Annotated in this window: 20 protein-coding genes and 1 tRNA gene; 14 read left to right on the top strand and 7 right to left on the bottom strand. The window is 48.4% G+C overall.

Annotation, left to right across the window (positions count from 1 at the left end; all coding sequences use genetic code 11):
* Positions 1-48: 48 nt before the first annotated feature.
* The 4 genes from RF679_RS15835 to RF679_RS15850 form a co-directional block, all read right to left on the bottom strand.
* Positions 49-507 carry a DUF3429 domain-containing protein gene (locus RF679_RS15835; protein WP_309481596.1) on the bottom strand — a complete coding sequence of 153 codons (459 nt, stop codon included), beginning with the start codon at positions 505-507 and terminating at the stop codon, positions 49-51.
* 198 nt (positions 508-705) lie between these two features.
* Complete coding sequence (locus RF679_RS15840) at positions 706-1,386, bottom strand: nucleotidyltransferase family protein (protein ID WP_309481597.1); 681 nt, start codon at positions 1,384-1,386, stop codon at positions 706-708.
* 19 nt (positions 1,387-1,405) lie between these two features.
* Positions 1,406-2,308 carry a DsbC family protein gene (locus tag RF679_RS15845; protein ID WP_309481598.1) on the bottom strand — a complete coding sequence of 301 codons (903 nt, stop codon included), beginning with the start codon at positions 2,306-2,308 and terminating at the stop codon, positions 1,406-1,408.
* Positions 2,309-2,348: 40 nt separating this feature from the next.
* Complete coding sequence (locus tag RF679_RS15850) at positions 2,349-3,545, bottom strand: FAD-dependent monooxygenase (protein ID WP_309481599.1); 1,197 nt, start codon at positions 3,543-3,545, stop codon at positions 2,349-2,351.
* 332 nt (positions 3,546-3,877) lie between these two features.
* On the opposite strand from RF679_RS15850, the gene RF679_RS15855 reads away from it, so the two are divergent.
* Positions 3,878-3,953: transfer RNA gene (locus tag RF679_RS15855), tRNA-Phe, on the top strand.
* 669 nt (positions 3,954-4,622) lie between these two features.
* Here RF679_RS15855 and RF679_RS15860 read toward each other — a convergent pair.
* Positions 4,623-4,835, bottom strand: a complete 213-nt coding sequence (locus tag RF679_RS15860) for a cold-shock protein (protein ID WP_309481600.1) — start codon at positions 4,833-4,835, stop codon at positions 4,623-4,625.
* Positions 4,836-5,426: 591 nt separating this feature from the next.
* Here RF679_RS15860 and RF679_RS15865 point away from each other — a divergent pair.
* The 6 genes from RF679_RS15865 to RF679_RS15885 all read left to right on the top strand — a co-directional run bounded on the left by RF679_RS15865 (position 5,427) and on the right by RF679_RS15885 (position 12,151).
* Positions 5,427-5,861: a hypothetical protein gene (locus tag RF679_RS15865; protein WP_309481601.1), complete on the top strand. Its 435-nt coding sequence runs from the start codon at positions 5,427-5,429 to the stop codon at positions 5,859-5,861.
* Positions 5,800-6,000 carry a GAF domain-containing protein gene (locus RF679_RS18945; protein ID WP_373921788.1) on the top strand — a complete coding sequence of 67 codons (201 nt, stop codon included), beginning with the start codon at positions 5,800-5,802 and terminating at the stop codon, positions 5,998-6,000. Before RF679_RS15865 ends, RF679_RS18945 begins: the two co-directional genes overlap by 62 nt.
* A 56-nt stretch (positions 6,001-6,056) precedes the next feature.
* Positions 6,057-6,449, top strand: coding sequence for an HD-GYP domain-containing protein (locus RF679_RS15870; RefSeq protein WP_309481602.1), 393 nt, complete (start codon positions 6,057-6,059; stop codon positions 6,447-6,449).
* 39 nt (positions 6,450-6,488) lie between these two features.
* Positions 6,489-6,641, top strand: coding sequence for a hypothetical protein (locus RF679_RS15875; protein WP_309481603.1), 153 nt, complete (start codon positions 6,489-6,491; stop codon positions 6,639-6,641).
* 780 nt (positions 6,642-7,421) lie between these two features.
* The gene (locus RF679_RS15880) at positions 7,422-11,492 is read left to right on the top strand and encodes a two-component regulator propeller domain-containing protein (protein WP_309481604.1); all 4,071 of its coding nucleotides are present in this window, start codon (positions 7,422-7,424) and stop codon (positions 11,490-11,492) included.
* Positions 11,492-12,151, top strand: coding sequence for a response regulator transcription factor (locus RF679_RS15885; protein ID WP_309481605.1), 660 nt, complete (start codon positions 11,492-11,494; stop codon positions 12,149-12,151). The genes RF679_RS15880 and RF679_RS15885 overlap by 1 nt, the downstream gene beginning before the upstream one ends.
* Before the next feature lie 47 nt (positions 12,152-12,198).
* On the opposite strand, the gene RF679_RS15890 is transcribed toward RF679_RS15885, so the two are convergent.
* A complete protein-coding gene (locus RF679_RS15890; protein WP_309481606.1) occupies positions 12,199-13,011 on the bottom strand; it encodes a hypothetical protein in 813 nt (270 codons plus the stop codon).
* An 869-nt stretch (positions 13,012-13,880) separates the two neighbouring features.
* Between RF679_RS15890 and RF679_RS15895 the strand changes: the two genes are divergently transcribed.
* Complete coding sequence (locus tag RF679_RS15895; protein ID WP_309481607.1) at positions 13,881-15,194, top strand: hemolysin family protein; 1,314 nt, start codon at positions 13,881-13,883, stop codon at positions 15,192-15,194.
* A gap of 554 nt (positions 15,195-15,748) precedes the next feature.
* Here the strand turns inward: RF679_RS15895 and RF679_RS15900 are convergent.
* The gene (locus tag RF679_RS15900; protein WP_309481608.1) at positions 15,749-17,158 is read right to left on the bottom strand and encodes a DUF2130 domain-containing protein; all 1,410 of its coding nucleotides are present in this window, start codon (positions 17,156-17,158) and stop codon (positions 15,749-15,751) included.
* A gap of 279 nt (positions 17,159-17,437) precedes the next feature.
* Here RF679_RS15900 and hsdR point away from each other — a divergent pair, with 279 nt between their 5' ends.
* The 6 genes from hsdR (at position 17,438) to RF679_RS15930 (ending at position 26,509) form a co-directional block, all read left to right on the top strand.
* Positions 17,438-19,786 carry an EcoAI/FtnUII family type I restriction enzme subunit R gene (hsdR, locus tag RF679_RS15905; RefSeq protein ID WP_309481609.1) on the top strand — a complete coding sequence of 783 codons (2,349 nt, stop codon included), beginning with the start codon at positions 17,438-17,440 and terminating at the stop codon, positions 19,784-19,786.
* A 79-nt stretch (positions 19,787-19,865) separates the two neighbouring features.
* Positions 19,866-20,687 (top strand): HNH endonuclease, encoded by an 822-nt coding sequence (locus RF679_RS15910; RefSeq protein WP_309481610.1) that lies wholly within the window; start codon positions 19,866-19,868, stop codon positions 20,685-20,687.
* A 12-nt stretch (positions 20,688-20,699) separates the two neighbouring features.
* On the top strand, positions 20,700-22,169 hold the full coding sequence (locus RF679_RS15915; RefSeq protein WP_309481611.1) for a type I restriction-modification system subunit M: 1,470 nt from the start codon (positions 20,700-20,702) through the stop codon (positions 22,167-22,169).
* A complete protein-coding gene (locus RF679_RS15920; protein ID WP_309481612.1) occupies positions 22,170-23,903 on the top strand; it encodes a restriction endonuclease subunit S in 1,734 nt (577 codons plus the stop codon).
* 99 nt (positions 23,904-24,002) lie between these two features.
* Positions 24,003-25,085, top strand: a complete 1,083-nt coding sequence (locus tag RF679_RS15925) for a hypothetical protein (protein WP_309481613.1) — start codon at positions 24,003-24,005, stop codon at positions 25,083-25,085.
* A gap of 77 nt (positions 25,086-25,162) precedes the next feature.
* Entirely contained in the window at positions 25,163-26,509 is a 1,347-nt protein-coding gene (locus tag RF679_RS15930; RefSeq protein WP_309481614.1) for a phospholipase D-like domain-containing protein, read from the top strand.
* Positions 26,510-26,617 lie beyond the last annotated feature (108 nt).

Below are 26,617 nucleotides of genomic sequence, written 5' to 3' on the forward strand. Positions count from 1 at the left end.
CTTTCACAAAAACGTCATAGCCCAATGCGTCGATGCGCTCTAACAAGCTTAGTGCGAACGCACCGTGAAGATCACAAACATCAAGATCTGCGTGGCAACGACTACGCTGGTCAAACGGAAACGCAATTCGACAAACCACGATGGAATATCGAAGCGTTGATACATGCGCTTATCGTATTGATAGGAGAAAATGAAGGCTGCCATTTGCACCAAGAAAGCAGCGCCTGAGATATACGCCATCGAAAACCACGCGACGATGGTTGGCACCACGCCCCACAGCAAATCCCGTTTTAAATCCTCTACTGAGCGTTCTTTACTGATGAAGGATAAGCCCCAATGCAAACCACCCACAAAGCCCAAAATAGCGATGCCGTAGACCAATTGCGCGCTGACAAAAAACTCCGCTACTTCCAAGGGCACAATACTGCACAACAACATCAACAAGACGAAAGGCGATAAGGCGGCAATCCCCAAACGCGTAGCAAACTGTTTATCTAAAGTATTCATAATTTCTAAATCAAAGTCGTACCGCCACAAGCCACATCACTGTTTTCAACTTGATAGCGAGCAGTCTATTTCAAGGAAGACGCTATTTTAGGCGAAAACAAGGGAAAGAGCCCGCTACTTCTCGGAATTTAGCGTCATTATCTGAATAAGCATTCAATTTAGGACTGTATCAGAGAAGAGGCCAAAGGCGATCCCTAACTAAGGCGCTGACGCGAGATCCGCAGCCGTATCGATATCGCGCAAAACGCCGATATCCTCCACCGGCACTTCGCACACAGCGAAGCTCGCCAACAAGGAGCGCGCTCCTTGATCACCTTGTAGCGCACGCAAAAGGGGGAACATCGCGGCGGCAAACCCCACTGGATGTCCGCGCCGCGTTTGATAAGTCGGCACAACAATCGACGCCGCCTGATTTGCCAAGCATGCTAGCATCTGCTCACGCAAACCCTGCAGAGTGGCCACTTGAATCCACGGCATATCGGCTAGAACCACAAACACTGCTGAATGGTGTGCTTCAAGTTGCGTCACGCCATAGGCCAAACTATGCCCCATGCCTGAGGCTGCATCGGGGCAAATCAACAAGCGCGACGCATACTTGTGCACGAAGGATGCGTCCAACGGCGTATCTGGGGCAAGTACGATCTGAAAATCTGGAAATACGGAAGCCACGGTCAACACCGTGTGCTCAAACACGGTGCGGCCATCGGATAGATATTGATTGAGCTTAAACGCCTCCCCAGTCGGGTCGAAACGTCGTCCTCGACCTGCGGCCAATATCAAGGCCTGGATTGATGCGGCGTCAGATTGTCGTGTTTGCTTTGGCTTTAGCGTTGGCGCTGGTGCTGAGGCTGAGGGTGAAGCTGGATCTATCTTCAACATAGCACAGCCTCACTGAACATCAACGAGCAGCTACTGCCGGCGCTGGTGCTGGGCTCTTCATACTCGCCCATTTATCTTCCAAAGCTTTAACATCGACCATGCCTGGCAAGCGACTACCATCGGTAAAGATCACAGTGGGAGTTCCTGTGACACGGAATTTCTGGCCCAGCGCAAGAACTTTATCATGCGGAGTCTGGCAACCAGCTGCCGCTGCTGGTGGGAGCTTGCCTTCTAGCATCCACTCATCCCATGCTTTACTGCGATTCGCCGAACACCAAATGTCGCGCGACTTCTGCACCGAATCATCTGCCAAAATATTGTACATAAAGGTGTAGATCGTGACGTTGTCTACGCTTTGCAAAGTCCTACGGAATTTTTTGCAGTAACCGCAATTCGGATCTTCGAAGATTGCAATCACACGCTTACCATCCCCTTTAACGTACTTCACCGCCAAGTCCAACGGCAATTCATTAAAGTTCACCTTAGTGATTTGATCGATCCTTTGCTTGGTGAAATTGGTTGCCGCTTTATTGTCGAGCACGCTACCCACAAATAAGAAACTCGCCTTCGCATCGGTATAAATTAATTCTGGACCAATCCGCACTTCATACAAACCGCCGTAAGGCGTTTTGGTGACCGACTCAATCTTCGTGCCGGGGCCTAAGCTGCGTACCAAAGTCTCGCGGATATGTTCTTTGCGCCGCGCTTCCAACTTCGCCAATCGCGCTGCCTTGGCCGCTTTGTTTGCGCTCGGTGATTTGGCTGGCTCTGCCGCAACCTTCTTTACAGCTGTATCTACAGTAGCTTTAGGTGTCGCTTGTGGAGCTGCCACTTCCGCAGTTTGCGCGAAGCTTGGCGCACCGACGCACCAAAGCGCTGCGGTGCTCAGAGCAAAAATCGAACGTAAAACAGTTTTCTTCATAGTGTAATCTCTGTGACGATTCTTCAAGATGGTGCGTTTCTCAGCTACCCATCGCGTGTGAAATCAACTTGCGTTTTAGGACAGGCAAGCGATTAAGTAAGTTCAAACCTGCACTACGCAACAGACGAACGGCAGGAATTGGACTACCAAAGAGATGATATAAACCATCGGTCGTCAGTTGCATCAAAGCGACCTCTTCAGCCCGCTCCCGGCGGTAGCGACTCAACACGCGTTCATCGCCACAATCGCGATGCGTTTCGCGTTCTTTGATACAACGCAGCAAATCACGCACATCGCCAAAACCTAAGTTCATTCCATGGCCCGCCATCGGATGCACCGCATGGGCAGCATCGCCAATCAAGGCCACGCGTTGCGCCACCAAACTATGTGGGCGAATCAAACGCAAAGGGAAAGCCTTGATAGCTTCTGGTAAAACAGGAGTCAAACGCCCTAAGACTTCAGTACTGTAGGGCGCCAGACGATCGATCAAGGACTGCATATTCTCTTGCATGATCTGCTGCGCTAAATCATCCGGTGCAGACCACACCAAAGACACGCGATTCCCCGGCAGCGGCAGCAACGCAATAATGCCCTGTTCCTGCACAAACCATTGATGGGCCACACCATGATGCGGTTTCTCGCATTCAAAATTACACACTACGCCTTGCTGATGATAAGAGCGATAATCCAAACCGATATCAGCTTGACCGCGCACCCACGATTGAGCACCGTCAGCACCAATCACCAGTTCCGCTTGCAAGACACGACCGTCGCTCAGTTGTACAGTGGCTTTATCACTATCGCACCGCAAAGCAATCGCCTGCCCCACCACCGATGTAATGTGACTCGCAAAACGCAATGCGGTATCGAGCGCATTGGCCAGATTCTGATCTTCAATAATCCAAGCCAACTCATTCGTATGAGCACCATAGGCATCAAAGCCCAAATCGCCATTGGCGAGTTCAGCCGCATCAAAAACACGCATTGCACTGACCGGAGCGATCCGTGCAGCATCGAGCGCACCCCAGACCTTGAGGCCGTCCAGCAACTGATGAGCGACATGGTTTAAGGCAAAGACACGCACATCCCACTCGCTCATTGGCGAAGACGGACGCGGCGGCGCGCTGCCGAGCAAGACGACCGAAATTCCCATTTGCGACAAGCCCAAAGCCGCCGCCTTCCCTACCGCACCGTCGCCAACAATACAAACTTGCGAACGAATGACAGAATCATTCATAGCCACACTCATTAATAGTCTTGTCTAAAGTCTTGTCTAAAAAGATGCTAAATGCTCAAGGCGCCCAATAAAGCCAAGCGACGACACCCATTCGCGAATGAGCAAGATCGAATGACGACTAAGCAGCTCCCGACCAGCGAAGGCCAATGTGCAACCGCAATCGACTATCTTGCGCACCAAGCCTTCTATTATACGTGAGCCCCGCCAAGGCCAAGAACGACCCCAGAAAAAGCGCCTTAAGCCTTGAGGGATCACAAAATTCAAAGGAATTTTCGCGACACAACAAAAAAGGTTTGCCTTTTTCAAGATCATCCGCTATACTTTTGCGTCTTGGCCTGGTAGCTCAGTCGGTAGAGCAGAGGATTGAAAATCCTTGTGTCGGTGGTTCGATTCCGCCCCGGGCCACCAAGAATAATGCGGCTCACAGCGATGTGGGCCGTTTTGTTTTGGGCTTTCGGTTTTTCTTTTCAAGAAAGATAAGTCCCCCGCATTCTTAGTTTCGCCCAATTCAACTCGCATAAAAGCAAAAAGCCCACAAAATGTGGGCTCTTCATAAGTGGTGAATCATCTGTAGCAACCCATGCTATCTGCATGGTGTCACCACCTTTACCAAGCGCACGCTATCTGCGTACTGCCCTTTTAGAATCATTACGCTTAGTATGTGTTTGATCAGATCACATACCAAGACCTTCTTACAAATTATTTGCGGCATCAAGCAGTTATTTGAAAGCGAAAATCTTGTCCACCTCACTGCTTACACAACCTAGGACTAGGCATGCGCCGTCCTACTGAAACATACGATTTAAGACGTACGTCCCAACACCTAAATCATTTTCCTTAAACCCATGCTATCTGCGTGGTGTCCTTGGCCGATTAGAAGTGGGTCATGTGTTCGATCACTCATACAAGTTTTCGAACAGATACACTCTTGCGACGTCATAAAGATTATTTTGCGGTGTCAACCCATGCTATCTGCATGGTGCCAATACCGCGCTGCCGTCTTTACAGCATCTTTGTGGCTGAAATTTTGCGTGATACTCTCGGAAGAAAGTCATCGCACAAACTTTTCAAAAGCAATTAGTTCAAGATTTGAATATTGCTCGCCTTGTCGCCTTTTGGGCTAGATACGCGATCGAAAGACACGCGCTGATTCTCAGCCAAGCTTTTGAAACCAGTTGATTGAATGTCTTGAAAGTGAGCGAATAGATCCGCTCCTCCAGCATCCGGTGTGATAAAGCCAAAACCCTTAGCGTCGTTGAACCATTTAACGATTCCTGTTTGATTACTCATTCTTTTCTTTCAATTTAAATTTGGCGAACTTTCTACAGGTCTCATACCACCAACACGATAACGCACCTTGGACAATGAGATGAAAAAAGCCTGCCTGCGGGCAAAATTGCCGAGGACACTTACTAGCAAGAGATGAAACCGAAGGAAAAAAAACAGAACGACTAGAGGGACACAGCCATGCGGAATTGGGACCAACAATATTACGACCTGATACAAGCGTTGAGCGGAATATACAGTACTACTTCGAAAACACCTAGGATTATTATTATTTATTTTTTTAATGTTGAAATGAAAACACCTGATGTGTGTCGCTATTAGCCATGCTTATTTACAAGACATTCGATAGCCTATGAAGAACCCGACATGCCCTCATTCGCATCGACATCGGAATCGTATATCGCCTCTTGCAAAGCATGTGAGATCAAGTCTATGTGTGTCGCGCCGCCGTCATATCGATGTATCGGCTCAAGATAAATTTGCTACGTTTTTTCCAGCGCATTCACTATTCTCTACTGCCCTGAATATCGATAGAATAGATAAGGCAATTCATTCGTTTTCTACTTCACCAGTGGTACGACTAAAGGGACATATGTGTTGAACGCTGATAAGGACATTCGAAATTCACAGACCACTACGTCTGATCAACCCAAGCCCATAGAAATTCAAAACTGGGCTCTCTCCGCTTTTGCTGGTGCCGTCATGGCGATCTCGAAAGCAGAAACGCTACCGCAACTTTTGCGCGGGATTTGTGAGGCAATTACTACCAACACGCCATTCATGCTGGCGTGGATAGGATTTGCCAATCAAGGCGAGACTAAATCAGTATCCGTACTTGGCAGTGCCGGCGCAGCCGAACTCTATCTCGAAGATGCCCATATCAATTGGGATGAAAATTCTCCTTTTGGCCAAGGTCCCACCGGGAAATGCATGCGCGAGCATGCGCATTCAAATCCTATCCGATTCGATGATCGACGACCACTTTCAGCCCTGGCTGGAAAAAGCTTCACGCTTCGGCCTGCGCTCTAGTTTGTCGTTGCCTCTCAAGCATCCGGATGGTCGTGCGGCGTTGATGATTTATTCGAGTGAAGCCAATGCCTTTTCCGAGCACGTCCTACCTGTCTTCACCTCACTCGCAGTCGAAGTCTCGAATGGCATCGAAAACTGAATCTGTTAGCGCGACTCGAAAAAGAAAGAATCGAGCATGCCGCCTCACAGAAGCAATTGGACGAGGCGCTCTATCAAACCATACGCGCCCTTTCTCTGACTTTAGAAAGTCGCGATCCCTACACAGCAGGCCATGAAGAGCGCGTGGCTAAACTCGCCTGTTCCATCGCTCAAGAACTTGGATGGGATGCATTTCGGATTCAAGGATTGCGCCTTGCTGCGCTCGTGCACGACATTGGCAAGATCGCGGTTCCCAGTGAAATCCTGACGAAGCCATCGCGCTTAAGTCCCGCCGAAATGGCGCTGGTGCGCGAACATCCAGAAACGGGATTCCGAATTCTGAAAGACATTCCCTTCCCCTGGCCGATCGCGCGGATTGTGCGCGAGCATCACGAGAAGTTAGATGGCTCCGGCTATCCTCAAGGCCTTCATGGCGATGAGATACTCTAAGAGTCTCGCATCTTGGCGATTGCCGACATTATCGAATCCATGGCGTCATTCCGACCTTATCGTCCAGCTTTGGGCATCGAGGCGGCATTAAGCGAGATACGGCAAAACGCAGGCACTCAGTTAGATTTGCACATCGTCAGTATTTGCGAGGCTTTGTATGGGAAAACGCCTGAAGTGTTTGAACCGCACTAAAAATTCTTGCGGGGTGAGATCGCAAACCGAGCTAGACTCGCCACACGATGATACAAAATCTGCACTCTTACACAATCACTCGCGCAAAAAAAAACCGAGCACAGCTCGGTTCTAACAGGGGGTCCTATGACGGGTGATGCGGCGGCGACTAATTGGGAAATCGCGCTTACTCACCTACGTCAACGACAGGTCTCTCTGGCCTTACGGACGATCGGACCTTTGCGGTTTTTTATCTTGGTGTATCGATATTCACTTACACAATCTGCTTCACACAGTCTGCTACTACGATCTCATTGAGTTTCCCACGCTGATCCTTGGGTTTGGTGGTCAATCAAACTCGCGGTTAATATATCAGCAACTCATTTCACCAGCCTGGTCAGCTTTTAAACCTATGCAAGCTTCCACACGCTGATGTTCGAGAATATAAAGAAAGCCCCGATCGTCCTCAATCCACCGAAAGTATGATCAGACATTTGTGCTATCTCAATACCACTTCTGTACACTCCTATACGCATGCTTTTTACCCAGCCGAAATCGAGCAATACCACTAGTGCATAAAACAACAATTGCCGTGTGCCTTCCACAGACGCGCTACAATTTTTTGATAGGGATAAAACCAGTCAGCGTTTACACTCTGGGGTCGCGCGGAATCAGAAAAAAAGCAAAGCGGCCGCTTCCATCAGTGTTAAAACAATAAGCACAACCAGAATAAACACTCTCAACATGTATCAGTTGCCATCGTCCACAATAAAAGTCGTTCTTGCGCGTTTGACTCAACGCGTGACTCGACCTCGCTTTGTGGTTTCGCACAATGTAGTGCTGCGCCTGTTTCTGCAAGGCTTACGCGTGCTACCTTCGATGAGTTCTTTGCTGGTTAGTGCTTGGTTGCTGAGTGCTTTATTGGTGAGTGCAAACAGCGTCGCATCCGTTCAAGCGCATGACTTTCCTTTCATCGAACCGCGCTTTGAATTGATGCGCGATGCCGACACCATCGATGACCAAATCATCACCGCCCTCGCCCAAGACAAGCGTGGCTTTTTATGGATCGGCACACAAGATGGTTTGGTTCGTTTTGATGGCTATCGCTACCGCAAATTCACGCACGATTCAAAACGCGGCAGCTCGTTGTTAGCCAACTATGTGTACTCTCTGCACGCTGCCAGCGATGGTCGTATTTGGGTGGGTACACGTAGCGATGGCGTGACGATTTTCAATCCGCAAACGGAAGAATTCGAACACCCCAAAGATCTCAGCAGTGGCATGGTGCGCGCTATGGCGGAAGATAGTCTTGGCGGCATGTGGATAGGTACGGAGCAAGGTTTGTACTATCGCGCTAAAGACAGCCAAGAAATTACGCTTGGCAACGCGAATACGATGGCGATGGGTCTGCGTGCCAATAGCGTCAGCAGCTTACTGATTGATAAAAATGGACGGCTGTGGGTCGGCAATGGACGCGGCTTGCAAACATTGAGCAAAGACGGCAAACGTTTCGAGACGGTGATTGCAGATAAAGACATCACTGCTTTACATCAAAGCGCTGATGGAAAAATTTGGGTCGGCAGCGGAAGCTTCGGTGCTGCATGGTTACTGCCCAATGATGCGCGCACTGGAAATACAAACCCCACGCCTGTAGTGCATTGGGTCGCCAGCCATGAACTGAGTTCGATGTGGATTGCGGGCATCGCCGAAGGTCGCTCTGGCGAGATCTGGTTAGCGACTTACGGCGGTGGTTTAAATATCATTTCTGCTAATGATGGACGCGTCCTACAAACCATACGTATCGACAATAGCGCCCCCGGTGGTTTGCTGTATGACGACTTAAAGCCTCTTCTACGCGATCGCACTGGTTGGTTATGGATAGGCACTTGGGGCGTGGGTCTCCAAAGAGTGAATACCAATAACACCGCCATTCGCACGCTCAAACACAGTGCCCATCGCAATACCGGATTAAGCTATCCCGACGTCTCCAGCATTCTCGAATTGCAAGATGGACGTCTGTTGGTCGGAACAAGTGGCAACGGTATCGATATCATTGATCGCCAGCGTGGCTTGATTGGTGGCTATCGCGCTGGCCGCAATGATCGCAATGGCAAAGAGAAACAAGACAGCCGCAACAACCTCGCCGAAGAAAGTAGCCTCTTACCCGATCGCGTCATTCCAGCGCTTGCACAAACCGCCGATGGTGGCCTATGGGTCGGAACCCAAGAAGCGGGATTGGTGCGCATGCGCCCCGGCTCCAAAGTGTGGGAGCGGATCGGTGGTCTACCCGATCCACAAGTACGACGATTGCTAGCGGCGAGCGACGGCAGCGTGTGGATTGGTACCGATCATGGTGTAGCACGTTGGCAAAGCGGTAGCAACGTCGAGTTAATCACCGACGAATACGGCAAGGCTCTGACCGTAACAGTATTTGCTATTGCAGAAGATCGACAAAAGCGCGTATGGCTCGGTAGCGATCAAGGGCTATGGGTACTGGAGCTTGGTCACCGAGGCATGCGTCGCGTACAAAGTGACGCGACTCAGCCATTCGGATTGGTGTCTGACTATATCCAAGGCTTGTTGCTCGACCGACTGGGGCAACTATGGGTCAACACAGACAAAGGTTTGCACCGACTTCAAAACTGGGATGGACGTCTGGCGCAATTTGATTACATCAGCGGGCTCTTAAACCTGCCAGACAAAAACCTCGGCAGCAATTTACTGGAAGACCAACATGGCCGCATTTGGACTGAAGACGCGGTGATTGATTTGGAACGCATGCGTGTCCAATTCTTAGGTAGTGCTGACGGCGTCGATGCCCACACAAGTTGGAATGGTTCCTTCGCAAAGACGCGCGATGGAGTTCTACTGTTTGGCGGCACCAAAGGTATCGCTATTATTCAGCCACAACGCTTTGCGTTCGATAACCCACAGTCCGTGACATTGACGACTTCGAATACCACCATTCCTATCGCTGTCGCGGAGTTAAAAATAAACGGTCAGATTGTAGCACCAGGCGTGTTAGCGCATCTAAGTATGAGTGAATATCCGGGCCAAGCCAACCAAGATCGCCCCAGCTTAATCTTGACACCAAAACAGCGCGACTTCTCGATTGAATTTACAGCACTCGACTTTAGTGATCCGAAAAAAACACGCTATCAATATCGCCTTGACGGTTACGATAAAGAATGGATAGAAACCGATGCCGACCATCGCAGCGCCTCTTATACGAGCTTGTGGCCGAGCTTATACCATCTTGAAGTACGAGCCAGCAGTCGTCATGGCGAATGGCAAGAGCAAAGCCTACACATCCCGATTCGGGTCTTACCAGCGTGGTGGCAAACGTGGTGGTTTGTGGGACTGCTACTCTTCATTCTCGCAGGCTTCGCGGTGCAACTTTTGCGTTGGCGCGAACAACGCTTACAAGAACAAGCCAAACGTTTGCAAACTTTGATCGACGCCAGCACCGCCGATATTTTAAACATTAGTCACATCGGTCGCGAGCTCACTGCTACACTCGATACCGAGCAAGCTTTCGATCGCGTCCATCGGCACATCACCGCCAAACTGCAAACAGACGTGTTCTACATCGCCATTATTGACGACGATAATGCCTGTTTGAATTTGGTCCACAAATACGAGAGCAATCGACGCCAGCGTGATCTCAAAGTTCAGCTGAGTGAACTCCATCATCCCGCCGTATGGTGTGTACAGATTCAAGAAGACGTGATCACAAGCGCGCGGCACGAGCTAGCCAATTACTTGGGTGATATGGCGAAAACAGTCAACGACAGTGCTGGCGTGCCGACCCAAACCATGGTGTTCCTACCGCTGTTTGCCGGTGACAAAGTGATCGGTTGCTTAAGTGTACAAAGCAAGCAAGTCAATGCTTACAGCAAAGAGCAGCTCGATCTCTTACGCATCTTGGCCAGCTATGCGGCGATCGCTTTATCGAACTCAATTGCGCACAACAAACTGGCCAAATCGAATGAAGAACTAGCCGACGCTTTGCACGACCTGAAGACGGCGCAAGCCAAGTTAATTCAAGTAGAACGCCAACAGATCTCGCTCGACTTACACGACAATCTTTCGCAAACGATGACCGGCATTCTGCTGCAACTCGACACCGCCCGTGCTGTGTTATCGCAGAACGAGCCTAAGCCCTTGGTGATCAGTGCGCAAACGCCACCGATGGGCAGCATCGGCGGGGTGCCTGTGCCATCACCATCTTCATCACCATCTTCATCACCATCTTCATCGCCACCATCATCACCATCAAGCACTGCAGCAAATGATATGCCCGCTCAGGCCGACGATACCTTCCCACTCTCGTCCGATGGTAAAGAAAGCAAAGACGTGAGCCAGAGCAGCTTGGCCTACCTTGACCGAGCCATTGAGTTGGCACGCGACGGTATTGCTCAAACGCGCTACATGCTGAAGCAATTGCGTTCCAAGCAAACCACTACAGCACCCGTTGATATTCTCACCACCTTACGGCGCGATTTGAGCCGTTTAACGACAGGCACCCCAATTCGCATCAAGATAGAGCAAAGTGGACATCCCATTCCTTTGCGACCCAAGGTAGAATCTGCTGTATTGAACGTGGCACAGCAAGGCGTCACGAATGCCCTACGCCATAGTGGCGCCAAGACCATCCGCGTCATGATCGCGTTCCAGAATGATCATGTGGTGTTAACCATCCGCGATGATGGTTGTGGTTTTGATGTGCATTCGCCGAGTTTTAACCCAGGCATCGGTTTATTTGGTATGCGCCAACGCGTGACTTCTTTGGCGGGAAAATTCCATCTCGCTACCAGCCCCGGCAAGGGCACCAAAGTCACCGCCAGCATTCCATTCTTAGAGGAAGAGTAATGAGTGTAGAAGTCAGTAGTAGCAGTGTAAAAGTGATCACAGTTTTCCTTGTCGACGATCATCCTGTCGTGCGCGAAGGCTTGCAAGCGCTGTTCAGCCAACACCCTGAATTCAAAGTGATCGGAGAAGCCGCCGATGGCTTGAGTGCAGTCACCAAATTCCAAGAACTACAACCCCACGTCGCCATCATCGACTTACGCTTACCAGGTCAAAGTGGCATCGAAGCAATTCGTGCGATCCGAGCACAAAATCCGAAAGCCGGCCTCATCGCCATCACCTCCTTCGACGGCGACGCCGATGCGCGCAATGCTTTATCAGCAGGCGCCAATGGCTTCTTATTTAAAGGTTCACCGGGAGCAGAAATTCTTGACGCCGTGCGCGCCATTCACGGGGGTGGCAGCTGGATTACCGAAGAAACCGCCGCCCTCCTCAACGCTACCGACGGCAGCGATCTCAGTCCACGCGAACAAGAAGTGCTCACCAAATTAGCCGAAGGCTTACGCAACCAGGAAATCGCCGACCAACTTGGCCTATCGCTCAGTACTGTCAAAACCCACGTCAACGCCATTCTCGACAAACTCGATGCAGTCGACCGCACGGAAGCAGTGGTCACCGCACTCAAGCGCGGCATTATTCATTTGCCACAGCGGAAGTGGTGAAGGCGCAGAACGAACACTCAACGGAATTCAGGGGAATTCAGCGGAACTCAGCGAGGCTCTGAGGTTTGCGAATCGGACTTGGCTTGTTCAATTGCACGACGCACATATGTCAGTAAAACATCGTCGTGAATAGCTGTATCTTCCAAAGGCAAGGTGTACTTACCATCGCCATTCACCTGCGCCACTTGCTTCTTAGATGACTTCTCAAAACTGACCGACTCAACGCCAATAGGGGCAAAAAAATACACGGCAACCGCCCTTGCCTCGCAAGGATTACCCGACGACATCAGCTTCACATAGGTGCTGAAGACCACCGAGACATCTTGCTTTTCAATTGCCCAACGCACCTGACATTCCAAACGCATATCCCCCATGCGCTTCGTATCTTCCGCTAAGTTCGCGCTTTTCACATAGGGCTTAATGTAGAACTGACCCTTAGGGCGATTCATAATCAAATCGTATTCATCATCATGCTTGAGTTCGAGTAGCGGTAATTGAAACTTACCAGAGGCGTCGATAGGAATCGGAATCGACTTCTCATCACTCGCCAAGCGCATCGTGACGCCCTCCGTCTTCACATTCCTATTTTTCGGTATCAAAATAAAATACAACTCGGAGTTTGGCGCCAACGCATGTTTTTCCTGATACGCCAGTAGCCCTTTCAACATTTGCGCATAGGAACGTAGCTCCGGGCCTTTGAACGAGCTAATCTCCACCCTGGATTCGCTATCGGTGCCGGTATTCCCTTGGGCTTGCGCGAGTGGGTGAAGTAGTGCGGCGCAGATACTCAATAGACCAAGCATTCCACGTGAATTTTTGTAAATCAAAGATGCTGAAGTTAGCCGAAAATGTAGGTTCATAGTGTCGCCATAGTTAAACAATACGCTTTATTAAAAATTAACAATGCATATTGTATGCGTGAACCATGCATCACAGAACAAAATGATTGGAGATGGCTGTGGCGATCGCTGCGCAAACCAAGAACGAGGGTCGTGGTTTCGGCTTTGAATGCTCCGTTGAATGTACCATTCAAACCCATCCCCACCCTGGCCCTCCCCTTGAAAGGGAGGGGACTTGTTCGTTGTTCATCGAACTTCAGCGACTTGAATTCTTTCATCGCAGACCGAAAGACGCTGAATTCCGAGCGACGCGGGAATGACAGGGCTGACAAGCCCAACAATTTACGTTTCGCCCCTCACAACGTTGGGCTTCGCTTTGCTCAGCCCAACCTACGAGCTGTTGCTCGGAAAAATTTGCCTGACATTTCAGTTCGCATGATTCGACTCCTTCCCCTTCGAGGGGAAGGCTGGGATGGGGATGGGCTGATTCATGTTTTCATCAGCTTTCAACCCCTCCCTAGCCCTCCACTTGAAAGGGAGGGGATTACCGAGACGAAATCGGTGCTGTCGTAACGACAGAAACGTCCCCTCTCCCGCGCGCGGGAGAGGGTTAGGGTGAGGGTATCTGAGCCAATGCAAACCTGCCTTAACCATGCACCTGAAAAATGGATTCCCACCTTCGCGGAAAGACGCAAAAGTGAACCCTTCCCTAGTCCCCATATTCCTGAGAAAGCTCACGCGTATCCAGCCCACTCAAATTATCCCTTCTCAACACGCCTTCAACACGCCCTCAACAAGGCGTCTATAATGCCAGCCATGCCAGCTAAATTCGCGTGGCTAAGCCTTGTCTCGACCGCCACCCCAATTTCACTTTCACTTGAGTAGGCAACATGGAAGTTTTTATTCTGATCGGTTTGATTGTCCTCAATGGCATCTTTGCGATGTCTGAAATTGCCTTAGTCACCGCACGCAAAGCGCGACTCATGAAACTGGCATCCGATGGCGACAAAGCCGCTGCGATGGCCTTAAAGCTCGGCGAAGATCCTACGAAATTTCTGTCCACCATACAGATCGGCATTACCTCAATCAGTATTCTGAACGGTATCGTCGGTGAAGCCATCTTCGCCGCACCTTTTTCCCAATGGTTACAGACCTTCCAAATTGAGGAGCGTACCGCGAACATTGGTGCTACTGCGGTGGTGGTCATCATCGTGACCTATGTCTCCATCGTGATTGGCGAGTTGGTGCCGAAACGCTTAGGACAAATCAGCCCTGAAGCTATCGCCCGCTTAGTCGCTTTGCCCATGCAGCTATTGGCCACCGTCACCCGTCCCTTTGTAGTGCTACTCACGGTATCAACCCATACTTTATTGCGTGTGATGGGTGTCAGCCAAGACAAACCGAATAGCGTCACCGAAGAAGAAATCCACGCCATGCTGGAAGAAGGATCGGAAGCGGGAGTTATCGAACAGCATCAGCATGCCATGGTGCGCAATGTGTTTAGACTCGATGATCGTCAACTAGGATCGCTGATGATTCCTCGTTCCGACCTAGTCTGCATCGATATCAAACTTCCCTTAGAAGAAAACCTGCGACGTTTAATCGAATCGGAACACTCTCGTTTTCCGGTATGCGATGGTGGCTTACATAACCTACTCGGCGTAATTCACGCCAAGCAGGCCCTAACCAGCGTCGCACTAGGCCAGGCGCCAGATTTTCGGGCCAACTTACATCCTTGCATCTACGTGCCAGAAACTCTCACGGGCATGGAACTCTTAGAACAATTCCGCGCCAATCAAATGCAAATGGCTTTCGTCATCGACGAATATGGTGAAGTCGAGGGCATCATCACCCTACAAGATATTTTGGAAGCCGTAACAGGTGAATTTTCACCTCGTAACGCTGAAGATGCATGGGCTGTGCAAAGACACGATGGCTCATGGTTACTCGACGGCGCCATCCCCATCCCCGAAATGAAAGACCGTCTCGAACTGAAACAAGTCCCCGAAGAAGACCGTGGACGCTACCATACCTTGAGCGGCATGATGATGCTGTTACTTGGCAAAGTCCCCGTCACAGGCGAACATGCCAACTGGGAAGGATGGCGCTTTGAAGTGGTCGACATGGACGCCAAACGCATCGACAAAGTACTCGCTACACCAATTGTGGATGATGAAGAGGACGAGGCTCAGCAGGCTCAATAACTAATCGATAAAGATCGAGGATACCGAGGTTCGTGATTCCCACGAAAAATCGTAGTTTGGGCTGACAAGCCCAACGATTCAAGTTACGCGCCTCACGACGTTGGGCTTCGCTTTGCTCAGCCCAACCTACGGCTGTTGCTCGGAATAATTTGCCTGACATATCAGTTCGAGTGATTCGCCTCCTTCCCCTTCAAGGGGAAGGCTGGGATGGGGATGGGTTGGTTCATGTTTTCATCAATTTTTAACCCCATCTCCACCCTTGCCCTCCCCTTGAAAGGGAGGGGACTTGTTCGTTGTTTATCGGACTTTGGTGGCTTGAATTCTTTCATCGTTAAACGAAAGACGCTGGATTCCCGCTTTCGCGGGAAAGACACATTGTAGGTTGGGCTGACAAGCCCAACGTCCTGTAGCCGCATTCCACCCACAACGTTGGGCTTCGCTCCGCTCAGCCCAAGCTACGGGCTGTCGCTCCTGCGTAGGCAGGAGCCCAGTGGCGTTACCCCCCACAACCACCAAGCACATTTAATCAAAGCCAACATCCTACAAACCCAACCCTACCCCAACAAATCCCCACCACCATCACGCAAATCCGCGAACTTCTTCGCCATGGTCGGATTCCCCTTGGTCAATCGTTTAATCGTCACATCCTGCGCCTTATCATTCGCCAAACGCAAATTACGATCAGTGCCTAATAAAGCGTCTTTGGTCTTTTGCAGATGATCGATGGACTTGTCGATTTCCTCGATGGCTTTTTGAAATTTCGCCGAAGCCAACTCATAATTTCTGCCGAACGCCGCCTTAAAGTTATCGAGTTCGCTCTCAAAATTCGTGATATCAATATTCTGCGACTTCACCAGCGCTAGCTCGTTCTTATACTGCATAGAATTCATCGCCGCATTGCGCAACAGCGTGATCATGGGGATGAAGAACTGCGGGCGTACCACGTACATTTTGGGATAGCGATGGAAGACATCGACGATGCCCGAATTGTAGAGTTCGTTTTCTGGCTCTAGCATCGATACCAAGATCGCGTATTCGCACTGCTTTTCATGGCGATCTTTGTCGAGCTCTTTCAAGAAATCTTCATTCTTTTTCTTGGTTGCGGTTTCTTCGTTTTCGTTTTTCATCTCGAACATGATCGAGACAATCTCGGTACCTGATTCATCAAAATCACGGAAGATGAAATCGCCCTTACTACCGCTGCGCGCATCATTGTCTTTCTCGAAGTGGGCACGCGGAAAGGCCAAGGAGCGGATTTTATTGAACTCGATCTCACAATGCTGCTCCAAAGTTTCGCCCACCATCTTGGTCGACAACTTGGCCTTCATATCCTTCAAACGCTCAATCGCTTCATCGCGATCTTTCAACTGCGTTTCGTATTTTTCTTTGAGAGCACTTTCAGCCAAACTACGTTCTAGCTGCGAACGTTCTAAACCATTCTTCAGCTCATCGCGCTGTTTCTCAACTGTCGTGATCGCCTCTTTAATCGCCAATTGCTCGCTGATGGCCTTGGCATCCAACTGCGCTTTCAAACTCTGAATCTGCGCTTCTTTCTCTGCCGCGACTTTCTGCATCTCGGTTTGCAATTTCGCTTCCAACAAAGCGGCCGCCGCTTCGCGATCACGCTTGGCTTGCGCCAATTCATTTGCCAAGGCATCGCGCTCTTTTTGCACTTGACTCAAAGCCTCAGCCACCGCCAACTGCTTTTCAACACCCACCGCATCGAGCTTAGACTTCAGCGCCACGATCTCAGCATCCTTACTCGCCGCCACGCGCTGCACCTCACTCGCACTCTTCGCCTCCGCCAACTGCACCGCCGTCTGCTTCTCCTGCGCAGCCAAGCTCAAACGCTCATGCAAAGCCTGCTCAAACTCCGCATCATGCACCTGCCGCACGATATCGGCATAACCAGTTTCATCGATCTTGAAAGCTTTACTGCAATGGGGGCAAATGATTTCGTTCATAAGTCATACCTAAAAATGGGGTTGCTGCACTATACACAAATGGGGCGAACTTGGGCGATTGCGATCATTTTACGACAACAGAGATCAAACTTACGGGCTCCATCACTCACAAAAAGTACAATCCCTCACAATCAAAAATAAACACTATGTTTACATGTAAATAAACACGGTGTTTTCATAGGAGAATTTGCTCAAAAAAACGCTACAAACATTCATCAAACAAAGCCCAGTCTGAAGTACAATCACCACTTCTCATTTCTGTAGCAAGTGGATCTGTCGATGGATAAGAAAAGCCTGTCTGAACGCGATATCTGCAGTAAATACATCACACCAGCCATTCTAGGAGCAGGCTGGGATCTACACGCACAAATTCGAGAAGAAGTGAGCTTCACCAAAGGCCGCATCATTGTTCGCGGCAAATTGCATACACGTGGCGAACAAAAACGTGCCGATTACATCCTGTACCACAAGCAAAACATCCCGATCGCCGTCATCGAAGCCAAGGACAACAAGCACGGTGTTGGCGATGGCATGCAACAAGCCTTAAATTACGCCGAGACTCTGGGCGTGCCCTTCGTCTTCAGCTCGAATGGCGACGCCTTCTTATTTCATGACCGCACTGGCAACGCGACTACGACGGAAACCGAATTAGGCCTTACCCAATTTCCATCTCCTGCTGAACTATGGCAACGCTATTGCGTGTGGAAAGGTATTGACAGCCCTACAGCCGTACAAACCGTCGAAATGCCCTACTACGACGATGGCACAGGCCGAGCACCACGCTACTACCAAGCCAGCGCGATTAACCGCACCGTGGAAGCAATCGCTAAAGGGCAGCAACGCGTGCTCTTGGTGATGGCAACCGGCACGGGAAAAACCTATACCGCCTTCCAAATCATCTGGCGTCTCTGGAAGTCTGGTACCAAGAAACGTATTTTGTTTCTAGCGGATCGCAATATCCTCGTTGACCAAACCAAGAACAATGACTTCAAACCGTTTGGCGCTGCCATGACCAAAATCAGCAAGCGACAAATCGACAAGAGTTTTGAAATTTATCTCAGCCTCTATCAGGCGGTCACGGGCAACGAAGAAGACAAAAACATCTACAAACAGTTTTCGCCTGACTTTTTTGACCTCATCGTCATCGACGAATGTCACCGTGGAAGCGCCGCAGAGGATTCCGCTTGGCGTGATGTGTTAACTTATTTTGAGAACGCCACCCACGTTGGTTTGACCGCCACGCCTAAAGAAACCAAAGATGTTTCTAGCATCACTTACTTTGGTGATCCGGTCTATAGCTACACCTTAAAACAAGGTATTGATGATGGCTTCCTCGCCCCATACAAAGTAGTGCGGATAGATATCGATCGTGATCTTCAAGGCTGGCGCCCTAGCAAAGGGCAAGTCGATAAACGCGGACAAGTGATTGAGGACCGCATCTTTAACCAAAAGGATATGGATCGCACCTTAGTGCTGGAGCAACGCACTAAGCTGGTCGCCAAGAAAATCACCGAGTTCTTACAGGCAAGTGATCCCTACGCCAAAACAATTGTTTTTTGTGACGATATCGACCATGCAGAACGCATGCGTCAAGCGCTCGTCAATCTCAACCCGGAACGTGTCAAAGAAAACCGCAAGTACGTCATGCGCATTACGGGTGACGAACAAGAAGGTAAGGCGGAACTCGATAACTTCATTAATCCCGAAGAACGCTACCCTGTTATCGCAACCACTTCAAAACTGATGACAACAGGTGTCGACGCGCAAACCTGCAAACTGGTGGTGCTCGACCAGCACATCAAATCCATGACCGAATTCAAACAAATTATCGGTCGCGGCACACGCATCAACGAAGACTACGATAAATACTGGTTCACCATCATGGACTTCAAAAAAGCCACTGAACTATTTGCTGACAAAGACTTCGATGGTGAACCCGTGGTGATTTACGAACCCAAAGGCGACGACACGCCTGTACCACCAGACGACATTATCAGTGATCCAGGTGTACCGACCAGCGGCGAGGGAGAGAACAACGGCGGCGGTGGAGGCATCGATGAACCAGTAAGCCGCATCAAATACGTCGTGGGCGACGTCACGGTCCACGTCATCTCCGAGCGGGTGCAATACTACGGCCCGGATGGAAAACTCATCACCGAATCGCTCAAAGATTACACCCGCAAGACGATACGCAAAGACTACGCTTCTCTCGACCAGTTCTTAAAACGTTGGACAAGTGCCGAACGCAAAGCTGCCATCATCAAAGAATTAGAACAACACGGTGTTTTGTTTGAACCGTTAGCCGAAGAAGTTGGCAAAGAGCTCGACGCCTTTGATCTCATCTGCCACGTCGCTTTTGATCAGCCTCCGCTCACGAGAAAAGAACGCGCCAACCAGGTCAAGAAACGCAACTACTTCACCAAGTACCGCGAGCAAGCACGCAAGGTACTAGAAATACTCTTGGAGAAGTATGCCGACACAGGCATTGAGAATATCGAAGACATCAAAATTCTTACACTTGACCCATTCAAGAATATGGGCAGCGCCACAGAACTTGTCTCTGCCTTTGGTGGCAAGCAAGCCTATATGGAGGCAATTGCAGAACTTGAACAGAATTTGTATGCGTAAAAACTAATTTACTCTTTCTGAGGAAATAGAAAAATCACTTGGATCGAAAACGTAAATTCCACGAAGAAAAATTAGACCAATGTTAAATTCACTTGAAGTAGAGTCAGCGCTAAGAGCTGAAGGATTCACATTAGAAATCAATAACGCGCATGCCGGAGGATATAAAAACGCTGAAGGTATTCTAGTATTTGTAAAAAGATCCAAGGAATTCAAGGCTAATCCGAGAATTCCAATGTTCAAACAGCCGTTGGTAGTACATTGGTCAATTAAAGAAACGCCAGCCTTCGCTCAACTACAAGAGATCGCTTCGTCAATAAATCCTTTGTATGTAAATCATAATATGAGGGGGTTTGAAGAACCTTATTCTGATCGAAAACAGAATGGAATCGCAATAAATGTCGAATCAATCGACCATCTGAAGGAAATAATTAAAATTCTCTCGGCTAAGCAGTATATTCCATCGTCGTCGTATGAGGATATAACATTGGCGTCAAGTTCTCTTGATGGGGTTCCTGAAACAACAAGAAAATCTATTGTTGACGCTAGGCTTGGTCAAGGCGTTTTTAGAGAAAACCTGATTAAGTATTGGGAATCGTGCGCGGTGACCGATTGTACAGTCCATAAATTACTTCGTGCATCGCACATTAAACCTTGGCGAGTTGCCGACAATTCGGAACGCTTGGACAAATTCAACGGTTTACTTCTTAGTCCCAACCTCGATCTTGCATTTGATCAGGACTTGATCAGTTTTGATGATAAAGGAAATATCCTTATTAAATCAGATATCTTGGACCGAGAATCGTTGCTTAAACTCGGCATTAGCGAAAATATGAAACTAAGAAGGTGCGAAGCACAACATAAAATATACCTATCCGAACACCGCCGTATTCATCAATTTTAAGAAAAGAACACCATGAGCATCTCCAGCACCATCAAATCCATTCAAGACATCATGCGCAAAGACGTAGGTGTCGACGGCGACGCCCAGCGTTTAAGTCAGCTCGTATGGATGTTGTTTCTCAAAATTTTTGACGACCGCGAAACCGAGTGGGAACTCATACAAGACAACTACCAATCACCGCTACCTGAAAAATACCGCTGGCGCAATTGGGCTGCCAATGCCGAAGGCATGACAGGCGACGAACTCAAGCAGTTTCTAGACAATGATCTCTTCCCTGCCCTCCAAGCGCTGGAAGCCAAAGGTGGCGATCAACGTGCATACGTGATTCGTTCTGTTTTTGAAGATGCCTACAACTACATGAAGTCCGGTCAGTTGATACGTCAAGTCATCAACAAAATTCAAGAAGGTATCGACTTCAACAAAGCACAAGAGCGCCATTTGTTTGGCGACATGTACGAGCAACTGCTGAGAGATTTGCAAGCTGCAGGCAATGCGGGCGAATTCTACACACCACGCGCCGTCACCGAATTTATGGTGCAGATGACCAACCCGCGCTTGGGTGAAAAAGTCATGGACCCAGCCTGCGGTACCGGCGGCTTTCTATCGTGTTCCATCGAACATATTCGTAAGCAAGACGTCAAAACTGTCGACGATGAAGCGCAACTGCAAAATAGCATTTTCGGTATTGAGAAAAAACCGCTACCGCATTTACTGTGCACCACCAACATGATCTTGCACGGCATCGATGTGCCCAGCAATATTCGTCACGACAACACCTTGTCTCGCCCTTTGATTAGTTGGGGACCAAAAGAACGTGTCGATGTCATCGTCACCAATCCGCCTTTTGGCGGCATGGAAGAAGACGGCATTGAAACCAACTTCCCCAGCGCCTTCCGCACCCGCGAAACCGCTGACTTGTTCGTTGTGCTGATCATGCAGCTTCTTAAAGCCAATGGCCGCGCCGCGCTCGTTTTGCCAGACGGTTTCTTATTTGGTGAAGGCATCAAAACCCGCATCAAAGAAAAGCTTTTAGAAGAATGTAACTTGCACACCATTGTGCGTTTGCCCAACGGCGTCTTCGCGCCTTACACTGGCATCAAAACCAACCTGCTTTTCTTCACCAAAGGCACACCAACCAAAGAGACGTGGTTCTACGAACACCCCTACCCTGAAGGCGTCAAGAGTTACAACAAATCCAAACCCATGCGCATAGCAGAATTCGCCACCGAAAAAGCATGGTGGGGAAGCGAGGCGGACGGCTATGCACAACGCACCGAAACGCCACAAGCGTGGAAAGTTAGCATAGCCGAGATCAAAGAACGTAACTACAACCTCGACTGCAAGAATCCACACGTTAGCGAGCAAGAACAACACGATCCAGAAGAATTATTAGCGCAATACGCGCAAATGCAAAACGAGATCAGCGATCTGCGCAATCAACTCAAAGACATCCTGACCAAAGCATTGAAAGGTGAGGAATAAATGAGCGCAGTACATAAACTGATCACAGATCATCTCGATATTTGGACCGCAGCGGATACTGAAAAGAAGTCAGGCCGTGGCCGCGCTGCTGGAAGCGCGAACAGCGTGTATGGCATTAAAAAATTGCGCGAGCTGATTTTGGAATTGGCGGTGCGTGGGAAGTTGGTGCCACAAGATCCGAATGATGTATCGTTAGAAAATCTTATGCGCCATATTGAGGTACAAGACAACGCATCATCTCGAAAAAACAGAAAGAAATCTTCTGGCGTAGACAAAGTAAATATTCCACCAAGTTGGCGTCATATAAAATTATCTCAACTTGTACGAATCATAAACGGACGTGCATACAAAAAAGAAGAATTACTCGCAACAGGAACGCCTGTCCTTAGGGTGGGCAATCTGTTCACTTCTGATCACTGGTACTACTCTGATTTGACTCTCGAAAGTGATAAATACTGCGATTCGGGTGATTTGTTATATGCATGGTCTGCATCATTTGGGCCATTCATTTGGAGTGGAGAAAGAGCAATATTCCATTACCACATTTGGAAATTAGATTTCTATTTCCCCGACCTTATCTCAAAAAAATATCTCTACACTTATCTCCTTCAACAAACGCAGAAAATAAAAGCGTCTGGACATGGTGTAATGATGGTTCACATGACCAAAGAAAAAATGGAAGAATTACTGGTCAATCTTCCACCACTTGAAGAACAAAATCGCATAGTAGCCAAAGTAGACGAACTCATGGCACTGTGTGATCAACTAGAACAACAACACAACAACGCAGCAGAAGCACACGAGCAACTGGTCAGCCATTTGCTCGGCACACTCACGCAATCACAAGACCCCGACGACTTCAACGCCAACTGGCAACGCATCGCCGATCACTTCGACACACTCTTCACCACAGAATCCAGCATAGAAGCCCTAAAACAAACCATCCTCCAACTCGCCGTCATGGGCAAACTCGTACGACAAGATCCGAATGATGAGCCGGCTAGTGAGTTGCTTAAGCGGATAAAGGCAGAGAGGGCTAAATTTATCGCAGAAGAGAAGATAAAAAAAGGAAATCCCCTGCCACCGATGACTGATAAAGACAAACCATTCGAATTGCCGGATCGTTGGACATGGGTGCAGTGGAATGAAATATTGGCATACGATGACGCTGCATTTAAAAGAGGCCCATTCGGAAGTTCTCTCACAAAAGGCATGTTCGTCGAGTCAGGATATAAGGTGTATGAGCAGTACTGCCCAATTAACGATGACTGCTCATTTGAACGGTATTACATAACCGCCCAAAAATTTGAAGAGATGAAAGGTTTTGCAGTTAAAGCCGGTGATTACTTAGTTAGTTGCTCTGGTGCGACATTAGGAAGAATCACTCAAGTTCCGCCCGACTTTAAGGAGGGGATAATTAATCAAGCGATTCTACGAGTAAGAATAAATCATCAATATTATGATAACAATTTCTTCAAATTACTTTTTAGATCTGAGTTCTTTCAAAGACAAATTACAGACAATTCCACTGGCTCCGCAATCCCAAACGTAAAGGGCGTAAAGGATTTGAAAATCATGCCTGTGCCTCTACTGGGGACAGCAGAACAGGTCCGAATAGTCAACAAAGTGGAAGAGCTAATGAAACTATGTGAACAATTAAAATCGCGCATCTCGAATAAACTGAACCAACAGCGGAAGCTAGCAATTGAAATCGTAAAACAAACCGCAAATTAGTGACACACCGTCTGCACTCTTGCTTACAAAAAGACTACATCTTCACATTTTCTTAAAATTTCTCTCTCAACAAATCCACATCCTGGGGATGAATTAAATATGTTCACTTTTGAAGATCTTCGAATTATCGGCGACGGCTATCTTCCTGATGATCAATACGATCGTGCCCTTGCCGCGCTCAATGGTTTAGCAGGCATCTTCGGAAAGAAATGGATAGAAGATGAAATTGTGATTCAGCGGTTCGATGACCATGTAATTATTGCCGCGATGGGTAGTGACAAATTATACGGGGGTGTTCACGACATCCAAAAGATGATTTCTGTTTGGGAGGATATACAAGAACTCGATAACTTACCTGGGTTTCAAGACCTGTTAAAAAAATTAAATAAAAAACTAGATTTTGATAACGTCGATCTAGAGCTATCGGTGATCGCCGATTTGAGTAGATGCGGTGCTGAAATTCAATTAGAACCCATGAATGGAAACGGACAAAGCAAAGCTGATTGTCAATTTAGACTAGCTAGAGGTCTGCCGTGGATCTACGTCGAAATTACCAGAAAGATGCAAGCGACTGCAGAAAAACTAATAGATACTCGCGGTGAAGAGCTAGCTGAACTTGTTTCCAAAATTAATCCAGAACGACGATGCGTTATCGCACTCAAAGAAAATGTCAATGACGAACAGTACGCAAAGATAGTCAGTTGGTTAAAAACATGCCCAGCCGAGGGAGAGTTTGAAAATTTAGCGCTCTTCTTCTCGGTACCGCACGGCGTCAACGACACCATTCGCGCACTCGAATATGCTCCTCCTCCACGGTCAGTGCGACAATTTGGAGGAGCATTCGGCTCTAACGCATTTGGTATCGCATACCTTCACATACCGAATTTGGGTGCAAAAGATAAACTCGTACAGAAGATCCCCCAGCTTCCATCAAATGAAATTGGAATATTGGTTATTGACTTAACTAGAGTTGCCAATGGGGTGAATGACTGGACAAATCAAATCTGCTTTGACGAAACAAACAGCCACTGCAGCGCTATAATTTTCATTCAAGATTTTCTGTCATCTAACGGGCCGATCCGCAGAACTACCATACTTCAAAATCCAGCTCCCAAAATTCCTCTTGATCAGAATCTTCTAGAATTTTTATCGAAGTTCAAAGACATGAGAACGACGTACTAGGAAGCAAGTCCTAAACCTGTTTCGAAGTAATCATTTTTTGAAATTTAAGAAAAAAATCAAGTACACAGAGACCGCAAATGAAATTCGTCGCCAACGTCATCAATAACACACATCTGGCTTATCTTTTGCCATCGAAGGATGATGAAGTAGACTGCGTGCTCGCATCCATTGCCTATGGCGCTAACTTCACCAATGAAAGAGACGATTTTATTGGGAACTGTGTACAAAATCGATATCGCTTAGATATCTGGATGCGCTACGACCATACCGTTCCGGTTGCCATCCCATTGTTGCGACGATTACTCAAACATCACAAAGACAACGTGTTTTGCAAACTAATCCCAGACGTACTTCACAGCAAGGTCATTTGGTGGAAAGGCTATGGAGCCTACATCGGTTCGGCGAACTTAACAGATCGTGCATGGAACAGCAATATTGAAGCGGGTATCTTTCTGACCGAGGCTGACCTACAACAGAGCGGAATGCATATCGAATTAGAGAGTTATTTTGAAAACCTTCGTGATATTGACGAAGCAATTCCGCTTTCTGAAGACTTGATTGCTGAAATGGAGGCGATAGAAGCAACCAGAAAAGATACTTACGATCTCGGAAAAAAACTGCGTAAGACGCCGATCTGGGCAGGGCCCGCCTTTATCGAAAAGAAAAAAGCAGCAATTCGTAGCAAAGAAAATTTTCGTAAGGAATGGCAATCGACACTAACGGAGTTACGAAAAATTGGTGAAGCGTTATCAAATAAACGCCCAACTTGGATAAACGAGGACACACCAATTAACTGGCAGATTGATCAATTCTTACATGGTTACTACTACAACCGAGTGGGTGACCACCATGCGAAGCCATATGAAGACTACTTCAAGAAGAATTTCGCTGATCCGCAAGCAGCTTTAACGAGTGCGATCACCTGGTGGAATTCAACCAATTCTGCACCTTCGAGTGAAGATGAAACGTTCGAAGTAAATGCACCAACGATTAGACGCTTGTTATCAAGAGAAAACATTCTGAATTTATCAATTAATGAACTAGCAGAGGTATGCGGCAACACTCACGCAACGAAAGAGCACATCACAAAAATGACACTGGCCACATTGGGAAGACCTGAGCTCAAGACTCTTTCGCAAGCTGAACGAATCCCGCTGTATGCAAATTGGTTGATGACACAACGAAACGCTCGTGGGGAAACTGTGATGCAGCTTTTGAATTATGTTTTATACGGTGGGAAGGACGAGGATCTTTGGGAGCGGCTTTTCACTGCATCGCGCGACCCACAATACACAATTTCTCATTATGGTCTAAATTCGATGGCCGAGCTGGTTGGGTGGGCTAGGCCAGAGATAGCTCCACCAAGAAACGGCAGAACCAGTAAAGCACTTCGCGCGCTTGGTTACGATGTGAAAATTTACTAACTTTTGTTCACCCGTGCAAATACGTTTTCGATGGAAAAGAAAAAAATAAATCCAAGCCCCTATCCAAACATACTGTTCCATTTGACGATTAGGGTCAGCATCGCTATA

Origin of the sequence: Undibacterium cyanobacteriorum (assembly GCF_031326225.1) — a bacterium.
GTDB classification, from domain to species: domain Bacteria; phylum Pseudomonadota; class Gammaproteobacteria; order Burkholderiales; family Burkholderiaceae_D; genus Undibacterium; species Undibacterium cyanobacteriorum.